The organism is Paenibacillus sp. Y930, from assembly GCF_056786375.1.
In genome coordinates, this window is the sequence record NZ_JBXCIX010000009.1 from 19227 (window position 1) to 38094 (window position 18868).

24 protein-coding genes are annotated in these 18868 nt (G+C 41.1%); all 24 read right to left on the reverse strand.

Annotated elements, in window-relative coordinates:
- Positions 1–16 precede the first annotated feature (16 nt).
- Positions 17–415: a 30S ribosomal protein S8 gene (gene rpsH, locus AC1TO5_RS19150; protein ID WP_258203655.1), complete on the reverse strand. Its 399-nt coding sequence runs from the start codon at positions 413–415 to the stop codon at positions 17–19.
- A 31-nt stretch (positions 416–446) separates the two neighbouring features.
- Entirely contained in the window at positions 447–632 is a 186-nt protein-coding gene (locus AC1TO5_RS19155) for a type Z 30S ribosomal protein S14 (protein ID WP_258203656.1), read from the reverse strand.
- 26 nt (positions 633–658) lie between these two features.
- Positions 659–1201 carry a 50S ribosomal protein L5 gene (gene rplE / locus AC1TO5_RS19160; protein ID WP_482064448.1) on the reverse strand — a complete coding sequence of 181 codons (543 nt, stop codon included), beginning with the start codon at positions 1199–1201 and terminating at the stop codon, positions 659–661.
- Positions 1202–1231: 30 nt separating this feature from the next.
- Entirely contained in the window at positions 1232–1585 is a 354-nt protein-coding gene (rplX, locus tag AC1TO5_RS19165) for a 50S ribosomal protein L24 (protein ID WP_482064449.1), read from the reverse strand.
- 55 nt (positions 1586–1640) lie between these two features.
- Positions 1641–2009: a 50S ribosomal protein L14 gene (gene rplN / locus AC1TO5_RS19170; protein ID WP_482064450.1), complete on the reverse strand. Its 369-nt coding sequence runs from the start codon at positions 2007–2009 to the stop codon at positions 1641–1643.
- Positions 2010–2055: 46 nt separating this feature from the next.
- The gene (gene rpsQ / locus AC1TO5_RS19175) at positions 2056–2319 is read right to left on the reverse strand and encodes a 30S ribosomal protein S17 (protein WP_482064451.1); all 264 of its coding nucleotides are present in this window, start codon (positions 2317–2319) and stop codon (positions 2056–2058) included.
- Between the two features lie 48 nt (positions 2320–2367).
- The gene (rpmC, locus tag AC1TO5_RS19180; protein ID WP_482064452.1) at positions 2368–2568 is read right to left on the reverse strand and encodes a 50S ribosomal protein L29; all 201 of its coding nucleotides are present in this window, start codon (positions 2566–2568) and stop codon (positions 2368–2370) included.
- Positions 2558–2992: a 50S ribosomal protein L16 gene (gene rplP, locus AC1TO5_RS19185; RefSeq protein WP_482064453.1), complete on the reverse strand. Its 435-nt coding sequence runs from the start codon at positions 2990–2992 to the stop codon at positions 2558–2560. The genes rpmC and rplP overlap by 11 nt, the downstream gene beginning before the upstream one ends.
- 2 nt (positions 2993–2994) lie before the next feature.
- Positions 2995–3657, reverse strand: a complete 663-nt coding sequence (gene rpsC / locus AC1TO5_RS19190; RefSeq protein ID WP_482064454.1) for a 30S ribosomal protein S3 — start codon at positions 3655–3657, stop codon at positions 2995–2997.
- A gap of 13 nt (positions 3658–3670) precedes the next feature.
- Positions 3671–4006, reverse strand: coding sequence for a 50S ribosomal protein L22 (gene rplV / locus AC1TO5_RS19195; protein WP_482064455.1), 336 nt, complete (start codon positions 4004–4006; stop codon positions 3671–3673).
- A 43-nt stretch (positions 4007–4049) separates the two neighbouring features.
- Entirely contained in the window at positions 4050–4331 is a 282-nt protein-coding gene (gene rpsS / locus AC1TO5_RS19200; protein WP_482064456.1) for a 30S ribosomal protein S19, read from the reverse strand.
- Positions 4332–4398: 67 nt separating this feature from the next.
- On the reverse strand, positions 4399–5229 hold the full coding sequence (rplB, locus tag AC1TO5_RS19205; protein WP_482064457.1) for a 50S ribosomal protein L2: 831 nt from the start codon (positions 5227–5229) through the stop codon (positions 4399–4401).
- A gap of 17 nt (positions 5230–5246) precedes the next feature.
- Positions 5247–5540 carry a 50S ribosomal protein L23 gene (gene rplW / locus AC1TO5_RS19210; protein WP_482064458.1) on the reverse strand — a complete coding sequence of 98 codons (294 nt, stop codon included), beginning with the start codon at positions 5538–5540 and terminating at the stop codon, positions 5247–5249.
- Complete coding sequence (rplD, locus tag AC1TO5_RS19215; RefSeq protein ID WP_482064459.1) at positions 5540–6163, reverse strand: 50S ribosomal protein L4; 624 nt, start codon at positions 6161–6163, stop codon at positions 5540–5542. The genes rplW and rplD overlap by 1 nt, the downstream gene beginning before the upstream one ends.
- A gap of 28 nt (positions 6164–6191) precedes the next feature.
- Entirely contained in the window at positions 6192–6815 is a 624-nt protein-coding gene (gene rplC / locus AC1TO5_RS19220; RefSeq protein ID WP_482064460.1) for a 50S ribosomal protein L3, read from the reverse strand.
- Positions 6816–6855: 40 nt separating this feature from the next.
- On the reverse strand, positions 6856–7164 hold the full coding sequence (rpsJ, locus tag AC1TO5_RS19225) for a 30S ribosomal protein S10 (protein WP_028609655.1): 309 nt from the start codon (positions 7162–7164) through the stop codon (positions 6856–6858).
- 398 nt (positions 7165–7562) lie between these two features.
- The gene (locus AC1TO5_RS19230; RefSeq protein ID WP_482064461.1) at positions 7563–8357 is read right to left on the reverse strand and encodes an ABC transporter ATP-binding protein; all 795 of its coding nucleotides are present in this window, start codon (positions 8355–8357) and stop codon (positions 7563–7565) included.
- Positions 8344–9273, reverse strand: coding sequence for an ABC transporter permease (locus AC1TO5_RS19235; protein WP_482064462.1), 930 nt, complete (start codon positions 9271–9273; stop codon positions 8344–8346). The genes AC1TO5_RS19230 and AC1TO5_RS19235 overlap by 14 nt, the downstream gene beginning before the upstream one ends.
- A 100-nt stretch (positions 9274–9373) precedes the next feature.
- Entirely contained in the window at positions 9374–10369 is a 996-nt protein-coding gene (locus AC1TO5_RS19240; RefSeq protein ID WP_482064463.1) for an ABC transporter substrate-binding protein, read from the reverse strand.
- A 208-nt stretch (positions 10370–10577) separates the two neighbouring features.
- Complete coding sequence (tuf, locus tag AC1TO5_RS19245) at positions 10578–11768, reverse strand: elongation factor Tu (protein ID WP_482064464.1); 1191 nt, start codon at positions 11766–11768, stop codon at positions 10578–10580.
- A 104-nt stretch (positions 11769–11872) separates the two neighbouring features.
- Positions 11873–13951 carry an elongation factor G gene (gene fusA, locus AC1TO5_RS19250; RefSeq protein ID WP_482064465.1) on the reverse strand — a complete coding sequence of 693 codons (2079 nt, stop codon included), beginning with the start codon at positions 13949–13951 and terminating at the stop codon, positions 11873–11875.
- Positions 13952–13978: 27 nt separating this feature from the next.
- Positions 13979–14449, reverse strand: a complete 471-nt coding sequence (gene rpsG / locus AC1TO5_RS19255; RefSeq protein ID WP_482064466.1) for a 30S ribosomal protein S7 — start codon at positions 14447–14449, stop codon at positions 13979–13981.
- A gap of 67 nt (positions 14450–14516) precedes the next feature.
- A complete protein-coding gene (gene rpsL, locus AC1TO5_RS19260; RefSeq protein WP_482064467.1) occupies positions 14517–14936 on the reverse strand; it encodes a 30S ribosomal protein S12 in 420 nt (139 codons plus the stop codon).
- A 282-nt stretch (positions 14937–15218) separates the two neighbouring features.
- The gene (gene rpoC, locus AC1TO5_RS19265; protein ID WP_482064468.1) at positions 15219–18851 is read right to left on the reverse strand and encodes a DNA-directed RNA polymerase subunit beta'; all 3633 of its coding nucleotides are present in this window, start codon (positions 18849–18851) and stop codon (positions 15219–15221) included.
- Positions 18852–18868 lie beyond the last annotated feature (17 nt).

Below are 18868 nucleotides of genomic sequence, written 5' to 3' on the forward strand. Positions count from 1 at the left end.
GCCTTCGTTACTTATATTACCATACGTAGCAGACTACTTCGCCGCCAGCTTTCGCTTGACGAGCTTCTTTGTCTGTCATTACACCTTTAGACGTTGAAATAATTGCAATTCCAAGTCCACCAAGTACGCGTGGGATTTCAGTAGATTTTGTGTAAACACGTAGACCTGGCTTAGAAATACGTTTAAGACCAGTAATTACGCGCTCTTGGCTTTGACCGTATTTCAAGAAAATACGAATCATACCTTGTTTATTATCCTCGATGTATTCTGCATCGCGGATAAATCCTTCACGCTTCAGTATTTCAGCGATATCTTTCTTCACTTTTGAAGCGGGCATTTCTACAGTTTCGTGACGAACCACGTTCGCATTACGAATGCGTGTCAACATATCTGCAATCGGATCAGACATAACCATTAGTGTGAACCTCCTTCCCGAACTAGGCTGATTACCAGCTTGCTTTTTTAACGCCAGGAATCTGGCCCATATGTGCTAACTCGCGGAAACAAATCCGGCAAATTTTGAATTTTTGTAAAACTGAGTGCGGACGACCACAACGTTCACAACGTGTATAAGCACGTACTTTGAACTTGGGAGCGCGTTGTTGTTTCACTTTCATCGAAGTTTTTGCCACTGGGTATTACACCTCCTAGTAGTGGATTACTTCGCGAATGGCATACCCATTTGGGCTAGCAATTCACGAGATTCTTCGTCTGTATTAGCTGTTGTAACGATGACGACATCCATACCACGTGTTTTATCAACTTTATCATACTCAATCTCCGGGAAGATAAGTTGTTCTTTCAAACCTAGTGTGTAGTTACCACGACCGTCGAAAGCTTTAGTTGATACACCTTGGAAGTCACGTACACGCGGCAACGAGATGTTGAACAATTTATCAAGGAAATGGTACATACGCTCACCACGTAGTGTAACTTTAACCCCGATTGGCATGTCTTCACGAAGTTTAAATCCAGCGATGGATTTCTTAGCTCGTGTTACAACCGGTTTTTGACCGGAAATGATTTGTAGCTCTTCAAGAGCAACATCAAGAATTTTGGAGTTGGAAACTGCTTCGCCAACACCGATATTAATTACGACCTTCTCAACTTTCGGTACTTGCATTACTGAAGTATAGTTGAACTTCTGCATTAATGCAGGAGTGATTTCATTAAGAAAGCGACTTTTCAGTCTTGCTGTCATTAGTCATGGACCTCCTTTCCTACATAACGATTAGTCAATCACTGCTCCGGATTTTTTAGCAATCCGAACCTTTTTACCGTTATCAAGCACTTTATATCCGATACGCGTCACTTGTCCGCTCTTAGGATCTACATGCATAACATTGGAAACGTGAATTGCTGCTTCTTGCTCAATAATTCCACCTTGTGGATTAGACTGTGATGGACGAGCATGTTTTTTAACAATACTGACACCTTCAACAAGAACACGGTTTTGACGAGGATAAGCTGCAATTACGCGACCTTTTTTACCTTTGTCTTTTCCAGAAATAACGATGACAATGTCATCCTTTTTCACATGTAGCTTATTGTTGTGTGATTCTAATAACTTTTTCACTTTTGGCATTTATTACACCTCCTGCGCTTTTCGCTTTCAGGGTTATATAAACTAAAGCATTAAATTAGATAACTTCTGGAGCTAGAGAAACGATCTTCATGAAATCTTTATCACGAAGTTCGCGAGCAACTGGTCCAAAGATACGAGTACCACGTGGGCTCTTGTCATCTTTAACTACCACTGCAGCATTTTCATCAAATGCGATGTATGAACCATCTTTACGACGCACAGAACGCTTCGTACGAACGACAACAGCTCTAACTACATCACCTTTTTTGACAACGCCGCCTGGTGTTGCTTGTTTAACAGAACAGACGATTAAATCGCCAATTGCAGCAACGCGGCGTCCAGTACCACCAAGTACACGAATACACATAACTTCTTTTGCACCAGAGTTGTCAGCAACTCTAAGTCGCGTAAACGGTTGAATCATTTCAACGTCCTCCTTTCAAGAAAAGTGCTTTTCTTACACACGTTCATTAAAGAATGACAGCTGCTTCAACAATTTCGACCAGTCTGAAGCGCTTGTCTTTAGATAGTGGACGAGTCTCCATGATTCTTACAACATCGCCGATTTTAGCAGTGTTGGTATCATCATGTGCTTTAAATTTGTTCGTAGATTTAATACGTTTATGGTACAAGTTGTGTGTCTTGTATGTTTCAACAGCAACAACAATTGTTTTGTCCATTTTGTCACTTACCACTTTGCCGATTTTAATTTTACGGGCATTGCGATCGCTCATAGTTGGCCTCCTTCCTGACAGTGATTATGATGCCACTGTGCAAGTTAATTAGCTGCTTATTCCAAGTTCTCTTTGACGAAGAACTGTTTTTGCGCGAGCAATTTCTTTACGCACGTCACGAATACGAGTCGGGTTATCCAGTTGACCTGTTGCCAATTGGAAACGAAGGTTGAACAGCTCTTCTTTGAAACCAGCGACTTGCTGCTCAATTTCAGTAGATGTTAGGTTGCGAAATTCACTAGCCTTCATTTGCTTCACCACCCACTTCTTCTCGTTTCACGAACTTAGTTTTAACTGGCAACTTGTGAGCTGCAAGACGCATAGCTTCACGAGCCACTTCTTCTGGAACACCAGCAAGCTCAAACATAATTTTGCCTGGCTTAACTACTGCTACCCATTTCTCAACGTTACCTTTACCACTACCCATACGAACCTCAAGAGGCTTTTGCGTAATAGGCTTATCCGGGAAAATTTTGATCCAGACTTTACCACCACGTTTGATGTAGCGAGTCATAGCGATACGAGCTGCTTCAATCTGGCGGTTAGTGATCCATGATGGTTCAACTGCTTGAAGACCGTATTCACCAAAAGCTATTGTAGTACCGCCTTTAGCACGACCCTTCATGTGACCACGTTGTTGTTTACGATGTTTGACGCGTTTAGGTACCAACATGATTAGTTGCCTCCTTCCTGTGGAGCTTTCTTCTTAGTCGGAAGGACTTCACCACGATAGATCCATACTTTAACACCTAGACGACCATAAGTCGTAGCTGCTTCAGCTGTACCATAATCGATATCAGCACGAAGAGTATGAAGTGGAACAGTGCCTTCGCTATATCCTTCTGAACGAGCAATCTCAGCGCCGCCTAGACGACCAGAAACTGCAGTTTTAATTCCTTTTGCACCCGAACGCATAGAACGTTGGATAGCTTGTTTTAGAGCACGACGGAATGATACACGACGCTCTAATTGTTGAGCAATACTTTCAGCAACAAGGATAGCGTCTAGATCAGCATACTTGATTTCTGAAATATTGATATGAACCTTTTTACCTTTTGCGATTTTACCTAGTTGAACACGAAGATTGTCTACTTCTGTTCCGCCTTTACCGATAACCATACCTGGTTTAGCGGTGTGAATCGTTACGTTTACGCGATTAGCGGCACGTTCGATTTCAAAACGAGAAACAGCTGCATCTTTCAGCTTGCCTTTAAGGTATTCGCGAATTTTAACGTCTTCTAGTAGAAGATCGCCGAAGTCTTTTTCTGCGTACCATCTGGATTCCCAATCACGGATGATCCCGACACGCATACCATTAGGATTTACCTTTTGACCCACTCGTTATCCCTCCTTATTTTTCAGATACGACCAAAGTGATGTGGCTGGTTCTCTTATTAATTCTACTTGCACGACCCATTGCACGTGGGCGGAAACGTTTCATCGTTGGTCCTTGGTTCGCAAATACTTGCGATACAACCAAATTGTTAACATCAAGCTGATTATTATGCTCAGCGTTAGCAATTGCAGAGTTCAGCAACTTCTCCAAAATTGGTGAAGCAGCTTTAGGCGTGTGACGCAGAATTGCGATTGCTTCGCCAACTTGCTTGCCACGGATTAAATCCGCAACCAATTGAGCTTTACGAGGAGCAATACGTATATTACGTGCGTGTGCTATAGCTTCTGCCATGTAGGAACCTCCTCTCATTCATTAGAAAGTGATCAAGGGCAAATTAACGTCTGCCCGTTTTTTTGTCATCAGACGCATGACCTTTGTACATACGTGTTGGTGCGAATTCGCCTAGTTTGTGACCAACCATGTCTTCTGTCACATAAACCGGCACATGTTTACGACCATCATATACCCCGAAAGTATGTCCGATGAATTGTGGGAAAATTGTAGAGCGACGAGACCAAGTTTTAACAATAGTCTTTTTCTCTGCTTCATTCAAAACTTCAACTTTTTTAAAAAGGTGACCATCAACAAATGGACCTTTTTTCAAACTGCGACCCATATGAGTTCCTCCCTTCACGTAAGAGCTTCAGCATAACCGTAATTATGCGACTTGTATCAAGCAATTATTACTTCGTGCGACCACGAACGATATATTGGCTTGATGCTTTATTCTTCTTGCGTGTTTTGTAACCAAGTGTCGGTTTACCCCAAGGAGATAATGGAGATTTACGACCGATAGGAGAACGACCTTCACCACCACCGTGAGGGTGATCATTAGGGTTCATTACCGATCCACGAACTGAAGGACGATTACCTAACCAACGAGAACGACCAGCTTTACCAATTTTGATAAGCTCGTGATCACCGTTACCTACAGCACCGATAGTAGCACGGCAAGTGTTAAGAATGTGACGAACTTCGCCAGAGTTAAGACGAACTGTTACATAGTTACCTTCTTTACCAAGCAATTGAGCTTCTGTACCAGCAGCACGAACTAGTTGTCCGCCTTTACCAGGTCTTAACTCAATATTGTGGATAACTGTACCCACTGGAATGTTTGCAAGTGGTAATGAGTTACCGATTTTAATATCAGAACCAAGACCAGATTGAACTTGATCACCAACTTTAAGACCTTTAGGTGCGATGATGTAAGCTTTCGCTCCATCAACATAATGGATCAATGCAATGTTTGAAGTACGGTTTGGATCGTACTCGATCGTTGCAACTTTACCAATAATACCATCTTTAACACGTTTGAAGTCAATAATACGGTATTTACGTTTGTGTCCACCACCATGGTGACGGATTGTAATTTTACCTTGATTGTTACGACCAGCTTTTTTGAAAAGCGGCGCAAGCAATGATTTCTCCGGAGTACTTGTCGTAATTTCTTCGAATGTAGAAACGGACATGTTACGACGAGCAGGAGAGGTCGGTTTGTACTTTTTAATTGGCACTTGTGTTCCCTCCTTTTCTATACAGACGTTTCAAAGAACTCAAGTTCTTTGCTATCTTGGCTTAATTGAACAATAGCTTTTTTCCAATTTGGTCTGTAACCACTGTATTTACCATAACGTTTCGGTTTACCCGCAACGCGCATAGTGTTAACACTAGTAACTTTTACATTGAAAATTTGTTCAATAGCAAGTTTAATTTCGGTTTTGTTAGCGCGTAAGTCAACTTCAAAAACATAACGTTTTACAGCCATGTAATCGCTAGTACGTTCGGTAATAACCGGGCGCTTAATGATATCGCGAGGATTCTTCATTATGCAAACACCTCCTGTACTTTCTCTACCGCTTCTTTAGTGATGATCAATTTGTCATAGACAAGAACATCACGAACATTGATGCCATCAGCAGCGACGAATTTAACTCCAGGGATGTTACGAGCAGATAATGCTACGTTATCCTCGTAGTTAGCAGTAACAACCAAAGCTTTACGTTCTACTTTAAGGTTGTTAAGAATGTTTGCGAACTCTTTCGTTTTTGGAGCTGCAAATGCAAGCTGATCCAATACGATAATATTCTCTGCAATTACTTTAGAAGAAAGAGCAGATTTGATCGCAAGACGACGAACTTTTTTAGGAAGTTTGAAGCCATATGAGCGAGGTGTAGGACCGAATACAGTACCACCACCAACCCACTGTGGAGAGCGGATACTACCTTGACGAGCACGTCCTGTACCCTTTTGCTTCCAAGGTTTACGTCCGCCACCGCGTACTTCAGAGCGTCCTTTAGTTTTGTGCGTTCCTTGACGTTCTGCAGCTTGTTGCAGAACAACAGCACTATGCATAACATGAGTATGAGGTTGGATACCGAACACGCTATCAGCAAGTTCTATTTCGCCAACTTGTGCACCACTCACGTTGAATACTGTTACTTTAGGCATTTCTTGTTCCTCCTTTCTTCAACAACGATTAGTGTTTAACCGTTTGTTTAATATTTACAAATCCATTTTTAGGACCTGGGATAGAACCTTTGATAAGAAGTACGTTACGCTCAGCGTCTACACGAATAACTTCTAATCTTTGAATAGTAACTGTTTCTGTACCCATATGTCCTGGTAGGCGTTTACCTTTCGGCACGCGGTTCGCTTGGATAGAACCCATTGAACCTGGACCACGGTGATAACGAGAACCATGTGACATTGGACCAGTACTTTGACCCCAACGTTTGATTACACCCGCGAATCCTTTACCTTTAGAAATACCTGTTACGTCAACAAATTCGCCTTGTGCGAATAAGTCAGCTGACACGGTTTGGCCAACTTCATACTCTCCAAGATTAATTCCACGAATTTCGCGAACGTAGCGCTTAGGAGTTGTATTAGCTTTTTTAGCGTGACCAGCTTCTGGTTTAGTGGATCTGCTTTCTTTCTTATCAGCAAAACCAAGTTGAACAGCTTCATAGCCATCGTTTTCCAAGTCTTTCTTCTGTAAGACTACGCAAGGACCAGCTTCAATTACTGTTACTGGAATTACGTTACCTTCAGGAGTAAATACTTGAGTCATACCAAGTTTTTTACCTAAGATACCTTTCATGTTGACACCTCATTCCTCTCTATACTTACATTAATTCAACTTACAGTTTGATTTCGATATCTACACCGGATGGTAGATCCAGACGCATCAATGCATCAACAGTCTGCGGCGTAGGATTCACGATATCGATCAAGCGCTTATGAGTGCGTTGTTCGAATTGCTCGCGAGAATCCTTGTACTTATGCACAGCACGTAGAACAGTGATGATTTGCTTTTCCGTTGGTAACGGAATCGGACCGGATACACCTGCACCGGAACGTTTTGCAGTTTCAACAATTTTCTCTGCGGACTGGTCAAGAATTCTATGATCGTATGCTTTCAAACGAATACGAATCTTTTGCTTTGCCATTTTAAGTCCCTCCTTCTATCGCCCAATTTTATTATCGGACATACTCCGTAAGAAAACCCTACACATACCCCATGGCAAAGGGGCCTGGTGTGTCGGCAACCTCTCACATCAACGCAACGTCAGACCAACAGTCAATATTATACACGAGTAGGCATATGATTGCAACTAATTTTATACATAGTAAAACTTTTCTTTTTGTCGACGTTATATTCCCGTTTTCATCACTTTTTACATTATATATTTATTTTCACCAAATGTCATGTTCCAAATAAAAACAACGGCATTTTTTCGCCGTTGTTTCACGTAGTTCTTCTATATATAATTTTCACACTATATTCGATGCCGATTAAGCTACCTACAGCACTTCGTTATCAAAGCCTGTTTTTTGAACTTCCATGTTACCCTAATATTACTCGATCATCAGCCATAGCTTTACCACTAATCTGCTCAAACTCTTTAAGCAAGCTAGCAACCGTTAACTCCTTCTTACGCTCTGGATCAACCTGTAAAATAATTCGCCCTTTATCCATCATAATAAGACGATTTCCAAGTTTAATTGCTTGCTCCATATTGTGCGTGACCATAATCGTAGTTAGATTAAGATCTTTTACGATTTTTTCGGTTAAGTTCGTAATGAGTTCAGCACGAGCTGGATCAAGTGCAGCGGTATGTTCATCAAGTAGCAATATTTGTGGACGAGTAAAGGTTGCCATTAATAAGCTTAGCGCTTGACGCTCCCCACCAGATAACATGCCAACTTTAGCACCCATACGATTCTCAAGACCAATACCAAGCTTAGAAAGTTCATCCTTGAATATAACCTTCGTCTTACTCGTCACGCCGAAGGAAAAACCTCTCCGTTGACCGCGCTTGTAAGCTAAGGCTAAGTTTTCTTCGATAGACATATGCGGTGCAGTGCCTGCCATAGGGTCTTGGAAGACTCGTCCGATCCACCTACTTCGACTATGCTCAGGTAAATTACTTACATCTGTTCCGTCAATTTCAATCGTTCCGACATCAGGTTTCAACACTCCAGATACTACATTCATTAAAGTAGACTTCCCTGCTCCATTACTTCCTATAATAGTTATAAAGTCTCCAGTGTTTAAATGTAAGTCAGCATTTAATAATGCTATCTTTTCATCTATTGTACCTGGGTTAAACAACTTGGATACTTCATTAATGTGTAACATCTAGCGCACCCTCCCCTTTCGAGGCTGAATTCACTTGTTGGATGACTTCTTCTGCTCGCTTACGTGATATTTTCTTTTCTTGTATTGCGTTTTTAATAGTAGGAATAATTAGTGCGAAAATAATAATAAGTGCTGTAATCAGCTTCATATCTTGCGCATCCATTCCTGGGATTCTTAAAGCTAATGCATAAATAATCCGATATATAATAGCTCCAAGTACAACAGCAATCGTTGCACGGAATATTGTTTTCCTACCAAATATAGCTTCACCAATAATGACAGATGCTAAACCAATAACAATCATACCTACACCCATATTGATGTTTGTTTGATTCGTTGAAAATGCGATTAATCCCCCCGAAGTTGCAACTAATGCATTGGACAATGAGACGCCAAGAATTGTCGTCATATGTGTATTAGCCCCGAAGCTTTTGATCATTCGTTGATTATCACCTGTTGCACGTAAGCTTAGACCAATATTTGTTTTGAAAAACAGATCTAAAAGTAATTTCATACTTACAGCCACAATTAATCCAATTAACCATACTGGAGCCAAATCAAATAAGCTCGCAGCATCACGTAAAGAAAGACTAGGCTTGCCCATTATACGTAGGTTGATCGTATAGAGGGCAATCATCATAATAATACCTGATAGCAGTCCATTGATTTTCCCTTTCGTATGTAGCAGCCCTGTCATTAAACCCGCAAGCGCTCCGCCACAAAAAGCGAATATTAAAGAAACAATAGGTGGGTATCCATTAATCGTCATAATAGTAGCTATTGCTGCTCCTGTCGTAAAACTACCGTCCACTGTAAGATCCGGAAAATCTAATACACGATAAGTAATAAATACACCTAATGCCATTAACGCATACAGCAAACCACTTTCTAAAGCTCCTACTAATGAATAAAGCATTATACTCCTCCTTGCTTTCTAACGTACCGAGGGGATCAGTCTCCTGACCCCCTGCTTTATCGTAAAACTTATCAAGCTTTTTATATTATATTATATTATATTATTCAATAATGTTATTAGCTGGATCATTCACATAAGCTTTCATTGCATCTGTCACTTCAATACCCATCTCAGCTGCAACTTTTGTATTAATAATGAAATCAAGATTTTGCGGTTTAGTCACAGTCATCTCACCTGGTTTTTTACCATTTTTCAAAATATCTACAATCATCTGTCCAACTTGATAACCATGATCATAATATTTGAAACCAACCGTTGCAAATGCACCTGCTTCAACTGTATCACGATCAGAAGAGAAGAATGGAATATCATTTTTGTAAGCAATATCGATAATCGTACCAACTGCTTCTACTACTGTGTTATCAAGCGTGATATAGATCGCATCAACTTTGCCTATTAAAGATTGAGTTGCTATTTGAATATCAGAAGCATTAACGATTGGCGCTTCAACTAATTCAATATTATGTGTAGCTAGACGAGCTTCAGCCGTTGCAGCCATAACTACAGAGTTAGGCTCACTTTTATTAATAACAATACCTACTTTTTTTACACCAGGAAATTCTTTAGCAATAAAATCCATAAGTGACTCAACAGCTTCAGGATTAGAATCTGAAGCACCTGTAACGTTGCCACCTGGCGATTCTAATGTAGGAACAAGCTTGTCACCGATCGGATCAGTAACTGCTGCAAACACTACTGGAGTTTCGGTAATTTCATCAATTAAAGCTAATGCGCTTGGTGTAGCAATCGCTACGGCAACATCCGGTTTGCCTTCTTTAATTTTTTGCGAAATCGGTTGCAGATTACTAAAGTCCGCTTGAGCATTTTGGAAATCAATAACTAAGTTATCACCCTCTTTAATCTCCGCATCAGCTAGCGCATCAATAATACCATCATATACTGCATTTAAAGAAGGATGTTCAACAAACTGCGATATCCCTACTTTGTATGAACCTGAATCTTTTCCACCAGAACAAGCTGCTAATGCCAAAACCATAAGCGATAAAGCAATACCTGACCATAATTTCTTCTTCAATGAAATGACCCCTCTCAAATTGCAAAAATTTTATGAATGCTTGTATATTCTTTTCACCATATTAAATGCATGAAGGTAATACGTCAATACTTCTAAGCTATAAAGGGGTGTCGTAGCAAAATTTAAAAGATAATGCACCTTATAAACACAAAAAAAAGCCCCCATTTGCATGGGAGCTTTTTTATAAGCAGCTTATGCTGCAGAAATATTAAGCTTGGATAGATGCAACCGCACCAGCACCAACTGTACGACCACCTTCACGGATTGAGAAGCGAGTACCTTCTTCAACCGCAATTGGAGAGATCAATTCAACAGTTACTTCGATGTTGTCACCAGGCATAACCATTTCAGAACCTTCTGGAAGGTTAACAATACCAGTTACGTCAGTTGTACGGAAGTAGAACTGTGGACGGTAACCAGTGAAGAATGGCTTATGACGGCCACCCTCTTCTTTAGTTAGAACGTAGATTTGAGCTGTGAAGTTAGTATGTTGCTTAACAGAACCTGGTTTAGCAAGTACTTGACCGCGCTCGATATCTTTACGATCTACACCACGAAGTAGTGCACCAACGTTGTCTCCTGCTTGAGCATAGTCAAGCAATTTACGGAACATCTCAACGCCTGTTACTACAGACTTGCGAACTTCTTCTTGAAGACCAACGATTTCGATCTCGTCACCAATTTTGATTTCTCCACGCTCAACACGGCCAGTAGCAACAGTACCACGACCAGTGATTGTGAATACATCCTCAACAGGCATAAGGAAAGGCTTGTCAGTAGCACGTTCTGGAGTTGGGATATAAGTATCGACTTGATCGAACAATTCGATAATTTTATCAGCCCATGGACCAGTTGGATCTTGTAAAGCTTCACGAGCAGAACCACGGATGATTGGAGTATCATCACCAGGGAAGTCGTATTCGCTAAGAAGGTCACGAACTTCCATTTCTACTAGTTCAAGAAGCTCTTCATCTTCAACCATATCACATTTGTTCAAGAATACTACGATGTAAGGAACACCTACTTGACGAGAAAGAAGGATGTGCTCACGAGTTTGTGGCATTGGACCGTCAGCAGCAGAAACTACAAGAATACCGCCGTCCATTTGTGCAGCACCAGTGATCATGTTTTTAACATAGTCCGCGTGACCTGGGCAGTCAACGTGTGCATAGTGACGAGCAGGAGTTTCATACTCTACGTGAGAAGTAGAGATTGTGATACCGCGCTCGCGCTCTTCTGGAGCTTTGTCGATTTGATCATAGTCCATTGCTGCTCCACCATAACGAGTAGATAGAACTTTAGTGATTGCCGCTGTTAATGTTGTTTTACCATGATCGACGTGACCAATTGTACCGATATTAACGTGCGGTTTATTACGTTCAAATTTTGCCTTTGCCATTGAACTTAATCCTCCTCAATATATCTTTATATTTTTATGTGTAAGCCGATATTAGATTATTTTATATCTAATTTCGGCTAAAATCAAACTTTACAAGTGTGAAATTACTCACCTTTGTTTTTTGCAATAATCGCTTCAGCGATAGTCTTCGGAACTTCTTCATAATGAGAAAGCTCCATCGAGAATACGCCACGACCTTGAGTACCAGAACGTAGAGTTGTTGAGTAACCAAACATCTCGGACAAAGGTACCTTAGAACGAATGATTTGTGCACCACTACGAACATCAGAACCTTCAATACGTCCACGACGAGAGCTGATCATACCCATAACATCACCGAAGTATTCTTCAGGAACTGTTACTTCTACTTTCATGATTGGCTCAAGAATAATCGGCATACATTTTTCTTTAGCAGCTTTAAGCGCCAAAGAACCTGCAATTTTGAACGCCATCTCAGAGGAATCGACATCATGGTAAGAACCGTCTACGACAGTTGCTTTAATATCAACTAGTGGGTAACCAGCGACAACACCATTTTTCATTGATTCTTCAATACCAGCTTGGATTGGAGCGATATATTCACGAGGAATAGAACCACCCACAACTTTGCTTTCGAAGACAAAGCCCGAACCAGCTTCAAGCGGTTCGAATTCAACCCAACAATGACCGAATTGACCTTTACCACCTGATTGACGAACAAATTTACCTTCAACTTTCGCGCTAGCTTTGAAAGTTTCACGGTATGCTACTTGAGGAGCACCAACTGTTGTCTCAACTTTGAATTCACGACGCATACGATCAACTAGTACTTCAAGGTGAAGCTCACCCATACCAGCGATAATCGTTTGATTCGTTTCTTCGTCAGTGTAAGCACGGAACGTTGGATCTTCTTCAGCAAGCTTAGAGATTGCAATACCAAGTTTATCTTGGTCAGCTTTCGTCTTAGGCTCGATAGCGATTTGAATAACTGGATCAGGGAAATTCATGGATTCAAGGATAATTGGTGACTTTTCATCACATAATGTATCACCAGTCGTAGTATCTTTCAAGCCTACTGCAGCTGCGATATCACCAGAGAATACTTCTTGAATCTCTTGACGACTGTTCGCATGCATTTGTAGAATACGACCAACACGCTCACGTTTGCCTTTTGTAGAGTTCAACACGTAAGAACCTGATGCAAGAACACCAGAATATACGCGGAAGAACGTCAAACGACCAACGTAAGGATCCGTCATAATTTTGAAAGCAAGTGCGGAGAATGGCTCAGAGTCGTCAGAATGACGAACATCTTCAGTACCATCTTCCAATGTTCCTTTAATGGATTCAATGTCAGTTGGCGCAGGTAGGTAATCTATTACTGCGTCAAGAACCGATTGAACACCTTTGTTACGGTAAGAAGAACCTGCTACTACAGGATAGATCTTAGTTTCACAAACGCCTTTACGAAGTGCAGCTTTGATTTCTGGAATTGAAATTTCTTCGCCTTCCAAATATTTCATCATCAAGTCTTCGTCAAGCTCTGAAACTTTTTCTACTAATTCTGCACGTAGCTCTTCAACTTGATCCGCATATTCTGCAGGAACTTCACCAACAACTGGATCTTTACCAAGATCATCAACATAAGTATAAGACTTACGTTCGATAATATCGATAACACCGATGAAGTCATTCTCAGCACCCATAGGTACTTGAATAGCTACAGCATTAGCATTTAGACGTTCACGCATGTCCTTAATTACGTTTAAGTAATCAGCACCGATGATGTCCATTTTGTTAATGTAAGCGATACGAGGAACCCCGTATTTATCCGCTTGACGCCATACAGTTTCGGATTGTGGCTCAACGCCTTCTTTGGCACTGAATACGCCTACAGCCCCGTCCAATACACGCAGGGAACGTTCGACTTCAACTGTAAAGTCTACGTGACCCGGTGTATCAATGATATTAACACGGTGACCTTTCCAAGCAGCTGTTGTTGCAGCAGATGTGATTGTGATACCACGCTCTTGCTCTTGCTCCATCCAGTCCATTGTAGCAGATCCTTCATGAGTCTCACCAATTTTGTGAGTACGGCCAGTGAAGAATAAGATACGCTCAGTCGTTGTAGTTTTACCCGCATCAATATGTGCCATGATACCGATATTACGTGTATTTTCCAAGGAGAACTCTCTTTTTGCCATTGAATTTTCCTACTTTCGTTGTTTATCCTACCAACGGTAGTGTGCGAATGCTTTATTAGCTTCCGCCATCTTGTGTGTATCTTCGCGTTTCTTCACAGCTGCACCAGTGTTGTTCGATGCATCCATGATTTCAGCCGCCAAACGTTCTTCCATCGTTTTCTCACCGCGGTTACGGGAGTAGTTAACCAACCAACGTAATGCTAATGCAGTACGACGTTCAGGTTTAACTTCGATAGGCACTTGATAGTTAGTTCCACCTACACGGCGTGCTTTAACCTCAAGTACAGGCATGATGTTCTTCATTGCTGCTTCAAAAACTTCCATTGGATCATTTCCAGAACGTTCTTGTACCAATTTGAATGCATCATAAAGAATCGTTGCAGCCGTGCCTCTTTTACCGTCCAACATGATACGATTAATTAGACGAGTTACCAATTTCGAATTATACATCGGATCTGGTAGTACATCGCGTTTTGTTACAGGACCTTTGCGTGGCATTAGAAGTCCCCCTTTCTTCAATAAATAATTTGTGTTGGTCTAACATTACTCCGAGTTGGAGTTGCCATTATTTTTTAACTTTAGGACGTTTAGCACCGTATTTAGAACGAGCTTGCATACGGTTGTTTACACCTGCAGTATCAAGCGCACCACGAACGATGTGATAACGAACCCCTGCTAAGTCTTTTACTTTACCACCGCGGATAAGTACCACGCTATGCTCTTGAAGGTTATGTCCGATACCTGGAATGTACGCTGTAACCTCTAGACGGTTAGTAAGACGTACACGCGCATATTTACGAAGCGCGGAGTTTGGCTTCCTTGGAGTCATAGTACCTACACGAGTACATACACCACGTTTTTGTGGAGATCTAGTTTCCGTAATCTCACGTTTAAGAGCGTTAAACCCTCTTTGTAGTGCTGGTGATTTTGATTTATAAACTTTAGCTTGGCGTCCTTTACGAACTAGCTGGTTAATTGTTGGCATGTTGCCACCCCCTTCCCATAATTATGTCATTTATATTGGTAGACATCTCACCTAAATTCAAGCCCACAGATCCAGGCGGTTCATAATGAAGTTGCATATACCCATACCCGACCATTAGGCGCACTCCGATATATTATCATTAAATAGTAGGTTATGTCAAGCACTGGGTGATTACACTATCAATTATTTTTGTTAACTATGGTCATCTTATCTTATATAAAAAAGCGGTAAATTCTCAGTCACGAAAATATGACGAGAATTTACCGCTTTATGTCATAGCAATTAAGCTTTTTCTACAGTTACTGCTTCACTTTTTCCACTTGAAAGAACTGCTGTTTCCGCATTCTCTTCCATTCCTTTGAAGCGAATATTACGGTAACGCTGCATACCTGTACCGGCAGGGATTAGCTTACCGATAATAACATTCTCTTTAAGACCAAGTAATTGGTCCACTTTACCTTTAATTGCTGCATCAGTAAGAACACGCGTTGTTTCTTGGAATGACGCTGCAGACAAGAAGGAATCCGTTTCAAGAGATGCTTTCGTAATACCAAGTAATACAGGTTTAGCAATAGCTGGATCTTTACCTGTAAGAATGGCATCAAGGTTAGCCGCTTCATATTCATGCATATCGACGAATGAACCAGGTAATAGCTTAGTGTCACCCGCAATAACGATACGGATTTTACGTAGCATTTGCTTAATCATAACCTCGATATGTTTATCATTGATTTCTACACCTTGGTTACGATATACGCGTTGTACTTCTTGTAAAATATAGTTTTGCACGCCACGAATACCTTTAATACGCAACATATCTTTAGGATCAATAGAACCATCAGTAAGTTCATCCCCTGCTTCAACATGCTGACCTTCTGTTACGCGAATACGAGATCCGTAGGTAACAGGGTATTCTTTGGATTCTGCTTCACCTTGAATTTCAATAACACGACGATCTTTTGTTTCGTGAATTTTCTTCACAACACCATCAAGCTCGGAAATAAGTGCTTGACCTTTAGGATTACGTGCTTCGAATAACTCTTGGATACGTGGAAGACCTTGTGTAATATCATCTCCGGCTACACCGCCCGTATGGAACGTACGCATCGTCAACTGTGTTCCTGGCTCACCGATAGATTGAGCTGCGATAATACCAACCGCTTCACCAATCTCAACATGCTTACCAGTCGCAAGGTTACGACCATAACATACTTTACATACACCGTGACGAGCACGACAGCTTAGTACAGAACGAATTTGAAGTTTTTCAACACCAGCTTCAACGATTCCTTCAGCTTTATCTGCATCGATTAACTCATTACGATTAACTAGAACTTCACCTGTTTGCGGATGTCGAACAGTTTCGAATGAATAACGACCTTCAATACGGTCAAATAGGTCTTCAATAACCTCTTTACCGTCTTGAATTTTGCTAACGATAAAGCCTTTATCTGTACCACAATCTTCTTCACGTACGATAACGTCTTGTGCAACGTCAACTAGACGACGAGTTAGGTAACCTGAATCGGCTGTACGTAACGCTGTATCGGCAAGACCTTTACGCGCTCCGTGAGTAGAGATAAAGTACTCAAGGACAGTAAGACCTTCACGGAAGTTAGATTTGATTGGTAACTCGATAATACGACCAGATGGATTGGCCATTAGACCACGCATACCACCTAGTTGTGTAATTTGAGATTTATTACCACGGGCTTTAGAGTCAACCATAAGCATGATGTTATTATAGCGATCCATAGATTTCATTAGGACTTCTGTAATCTCATCCTTACACGTACTCCAAATGCGAATGATACGGTCATAACGTTCTTCATTCGTAATAAGACCACGACGATATTGGTTCATAACTGTTGCTACTTTATCTTCAGAAATCTTCATAATGCCAGCTTTTTCTACTGGAATAATGATATCTGACACGCCGATAGTAATACCAGCTTTAGTAGAGTAAGTGAAACCAAGCTCTTTGATCAAATCAAGAATAACAGACGTTTTCGTTGTATGATATTTACGGAAACATTCCGCGATAATTGTTCCAAGGTAGTCTTTGCCTACCGCAGGAGCTATCGGGAAATCATTCATAATTTTTTGAAGGTCAGCACCTTTTTCATAGACGAAATAGTTATCAGGGATACCATTAATCAAGTTAGCTTTAGTCGCTTCATTGATATAAGGGAATTCCGCTGGGAATATTTCATTGAAAATAACTTTACCTACTGTTGTACAAAGAAGTGCTGCGTTTTGTTTTTCTGTAAAGCTTGTTTTGTTCAAAGCTTTAGCAGGAATAACAATACGAGCATGAAGAGCTGCGGCACCACGTTGATAAGAAGATACAACTTCATTCACCGTAGCATAGATACCGCCACTACCTTTAGCTTCATTGTTATCCATTGTAAGGTAATAAGTACCTAGAACCATATCTTGAGACGGAGTAACGACTGGCTTACCATCTTTCGGGTTCAAGATATTACCAGAAGCAAGCATAAGCATACGCGCTTCAGCTTGAGCTTCAGCAGACAATGGAACGTGAACCGCCATTTGGTCACCATCAAAGTCAGCATTATAAGCTGTACATACTAATGGATGCAATTTAATTGCACGACCTTCAACAAGAATCGGTTCAAAAGCTTGAATACCAAGTCTATGCAATGTTGGAGCACGGTTTAACAGAACTGGATGCTCTCTAATTACTTCTTCAAGTACATCCCATACTTCTGCACTTACGCGTTCAACTTTACGCTTAGCACTCTTAATGTTATGTGCTAGACCTTTGTTAACAAGTTCTTTCATAACGAAAGGCTTGAACAATTCTAGCGCCATCTCTTTTGGTAGACCACATTGGTACATTTTCAAGTCAGGACCTACAACGATAACCGAACGACCAGAATAGTCAACACGTTTACCTAGTAAGTTCTGACGGAAACGACCTTGTTTACCTTTAAGCATATGAGATAGTGATTTCAATGGACGGTTACCAGGACCCGTTACAGGGCGGCCACGACGACCATTATCGATCAACGCATCAACAGCTTCTTGAAGCATACGTTTCTCATTTTGCACAATAATATCAGGAGCACCAAGATCAAGAAGACGTTTCAGACGGTTATTACGGTTAATAACACGACGATATAGATCATTCAAGTCAGATGTAGCAAAACGACCACCATCTAATTGAACCATCGGACGAAGTTCCGGAGGAATAACAGGAAGTACATCCATAACCATCCACTCAGGCATATTACCGGAATTACGGAATGCTTCAATAACTTCAAGACGTTTGATCGCACGATTACGACGTTGGCCTTGAGCAGTACGCAATTCTTCCTTCAACGATTCCAGATCACGCTCAATGTCGATATCTTGTAGCAATTTTTTCACAGCTTCTGCACCCATGCCCGCATGGAAACCATAACCGTATTTTTCACGGTAGCTACGATATTCCTTCTCGGACAATAGTTGTTTTTTCTCCAATGGAGTTTCACCAGGATCAGTTACAACATATGATGCAAAATAGATAATCTCTTCAAGCGAACGAGGAGACATATCAAGCGCAAGACCCATACGACTTGGAATACCTTTAAAGTACCAAATATGAGTGACAGGCGCTGCTAATTCAATGTGTGCCATACGTTCACGACGTACTTTCGCACGAGTGACTTCAACGCCACAGCGATCACAAACTACGCCTTTATAACGTACACGTTTGTATTTACCGCAATGACATTCCCAGTCCTTTGTTGGTCCGAAAATCTTTTCACAGAAAAGACCTTCTTTCTCCGGTTTCAACGTTCTATAATTGATGGTTTCCGGCTTTTTAACCTCTCCGCGGGACCATGAGCGAATCTTGTCTGGCGATGCCAAACCAATTTTCATATACTCGAAGTTGTTCACGTCCAACAAGGAGCAACCCTCCTTCG

Bases quoted from the DNA above. Each gene is read 5' to 3' on its own strand.
- rpsH (WP_258203655.1), bottom strand. From the start codon at position 415: ATGGTTATGTCTGATCCGATTGCAGATATGTTGACACGCATTCGTAAT.
- rplE (WP_482064448.1), bottom strand. From the start codon at position 1,201: ATGACAGCAAGACTGAAAAGTCGCTTTCTTAATGAAATCACTCCTGCA.
- rplX (WP_482064449.1), bottom strand. From the start codon at position 1,585: ATGCCAAAAGTGAAAAAGTTATTAGAATCACACAACAATAAGCTACAT.
- rplN (WP_482064450.1), bottom strand. From the start codon at position 2,009: ATGATTCAACCGTTTACGCGACTTAGAGTTGCTGACAACTCTGGTGCA.
- rpsQ (WP_482064451.1), bottom strand. From the start codon at position 2,319: ATGAGCGATCGCAATGCCCGTAAAATTAAAATCGGCAAAGTGGTAAGT.
- rpmC (WP_482064452.1), bottom strand. From the start codon at position 2,568: ATGAAGGCTAGTGAATTTCGCAACCTAACATCTACTGAAATTGAGCAG.
- rplP (WP_482064453.1), bottom strand. From the start codon at position 2,992: ATGTTGGTACCTAAACGCGTCAAACATCGTAAACAACAACGTGGTCAC.
- rplV (WP_482064455.1), bottom strand. From the start codon at position 4,006: ATGGCAGAAGCTATAGCACACGCACGTAATATACGTATTGCTCCTCGT.
- rpsS (WP_482064456.1), bottom strand. From the start codon at position 4,331: ATGGGTCGCAGTTTGAAAAAAGGTCCATTTGTTGATGGTCACCTTTTT.
- rplW (WP_482064458.1), bottom strand. From the start codon at position 5,540: ATGAAGAATCCTCGCGATATCATTAAGCGCCCGGTTATTACCGAACGT.
- rplD (WP_482064459.1), bottom strand. From the start codon at position 6,163: ATGCCTAAAGTAACAGTATTCAACGTGAGTGGTGCACAAGTTGGCGAA.
- rplC (WP_482064460.1), bottom strand. From the start codon at position 6,815: ATGAAAGGTATCTTAGGTAAAAAACTTGGTATGACTCAAGTATTTACT.
- rpsJ (WP_028609655.1), bottom strand. From the start codon at position 7,164: ATGGCAAAGCAAAAGATTCGTATTCGTTTGAAAGCATACGATCATAGA.
- AC1TO5_RS19230 (WP_482064461.1), bottom strand. From the start codon at position 8,357: ATGTTACACATTAATGAAGTATCCAAGTTGTTTAACCCAGGTACAATA.
- AC1TO5_RS19235 (WP_482064462.1), bottom strand. From the start codon at position 9,273: ATGCTTTATTCATTAGTAGGAGCTTTAGAAAGTGGTTTGCTGTATGCG.
- tuf (WP_482064464.1), bottom strand. From the start codon at position 11,768: ATGGCAAAGGCAAAATTTGAACGTAATAAACCGCACGTTAATATCGGT.
- fusA (WP_482064465.1), bottom strand. From the start codon at position 13,951: ATGGCAAAAAGAGAGTTCTCCTTGGAAAATACACGTAATATCGGTATC.
- rpsG (WP_482064466.1), bottom strand. From the start codon at position 14,449: ATGCCACGCAAAGGTCCTGTAACAAAACGCGATGTACTACCAGATCCG.
- rpsL (WP_482064467.1), bottom strand. From the start codon at position 14,936: ATGCCAACAATTAACCAGCTAGTTCGTAAAGGACGCCAAGCTAAAGTT.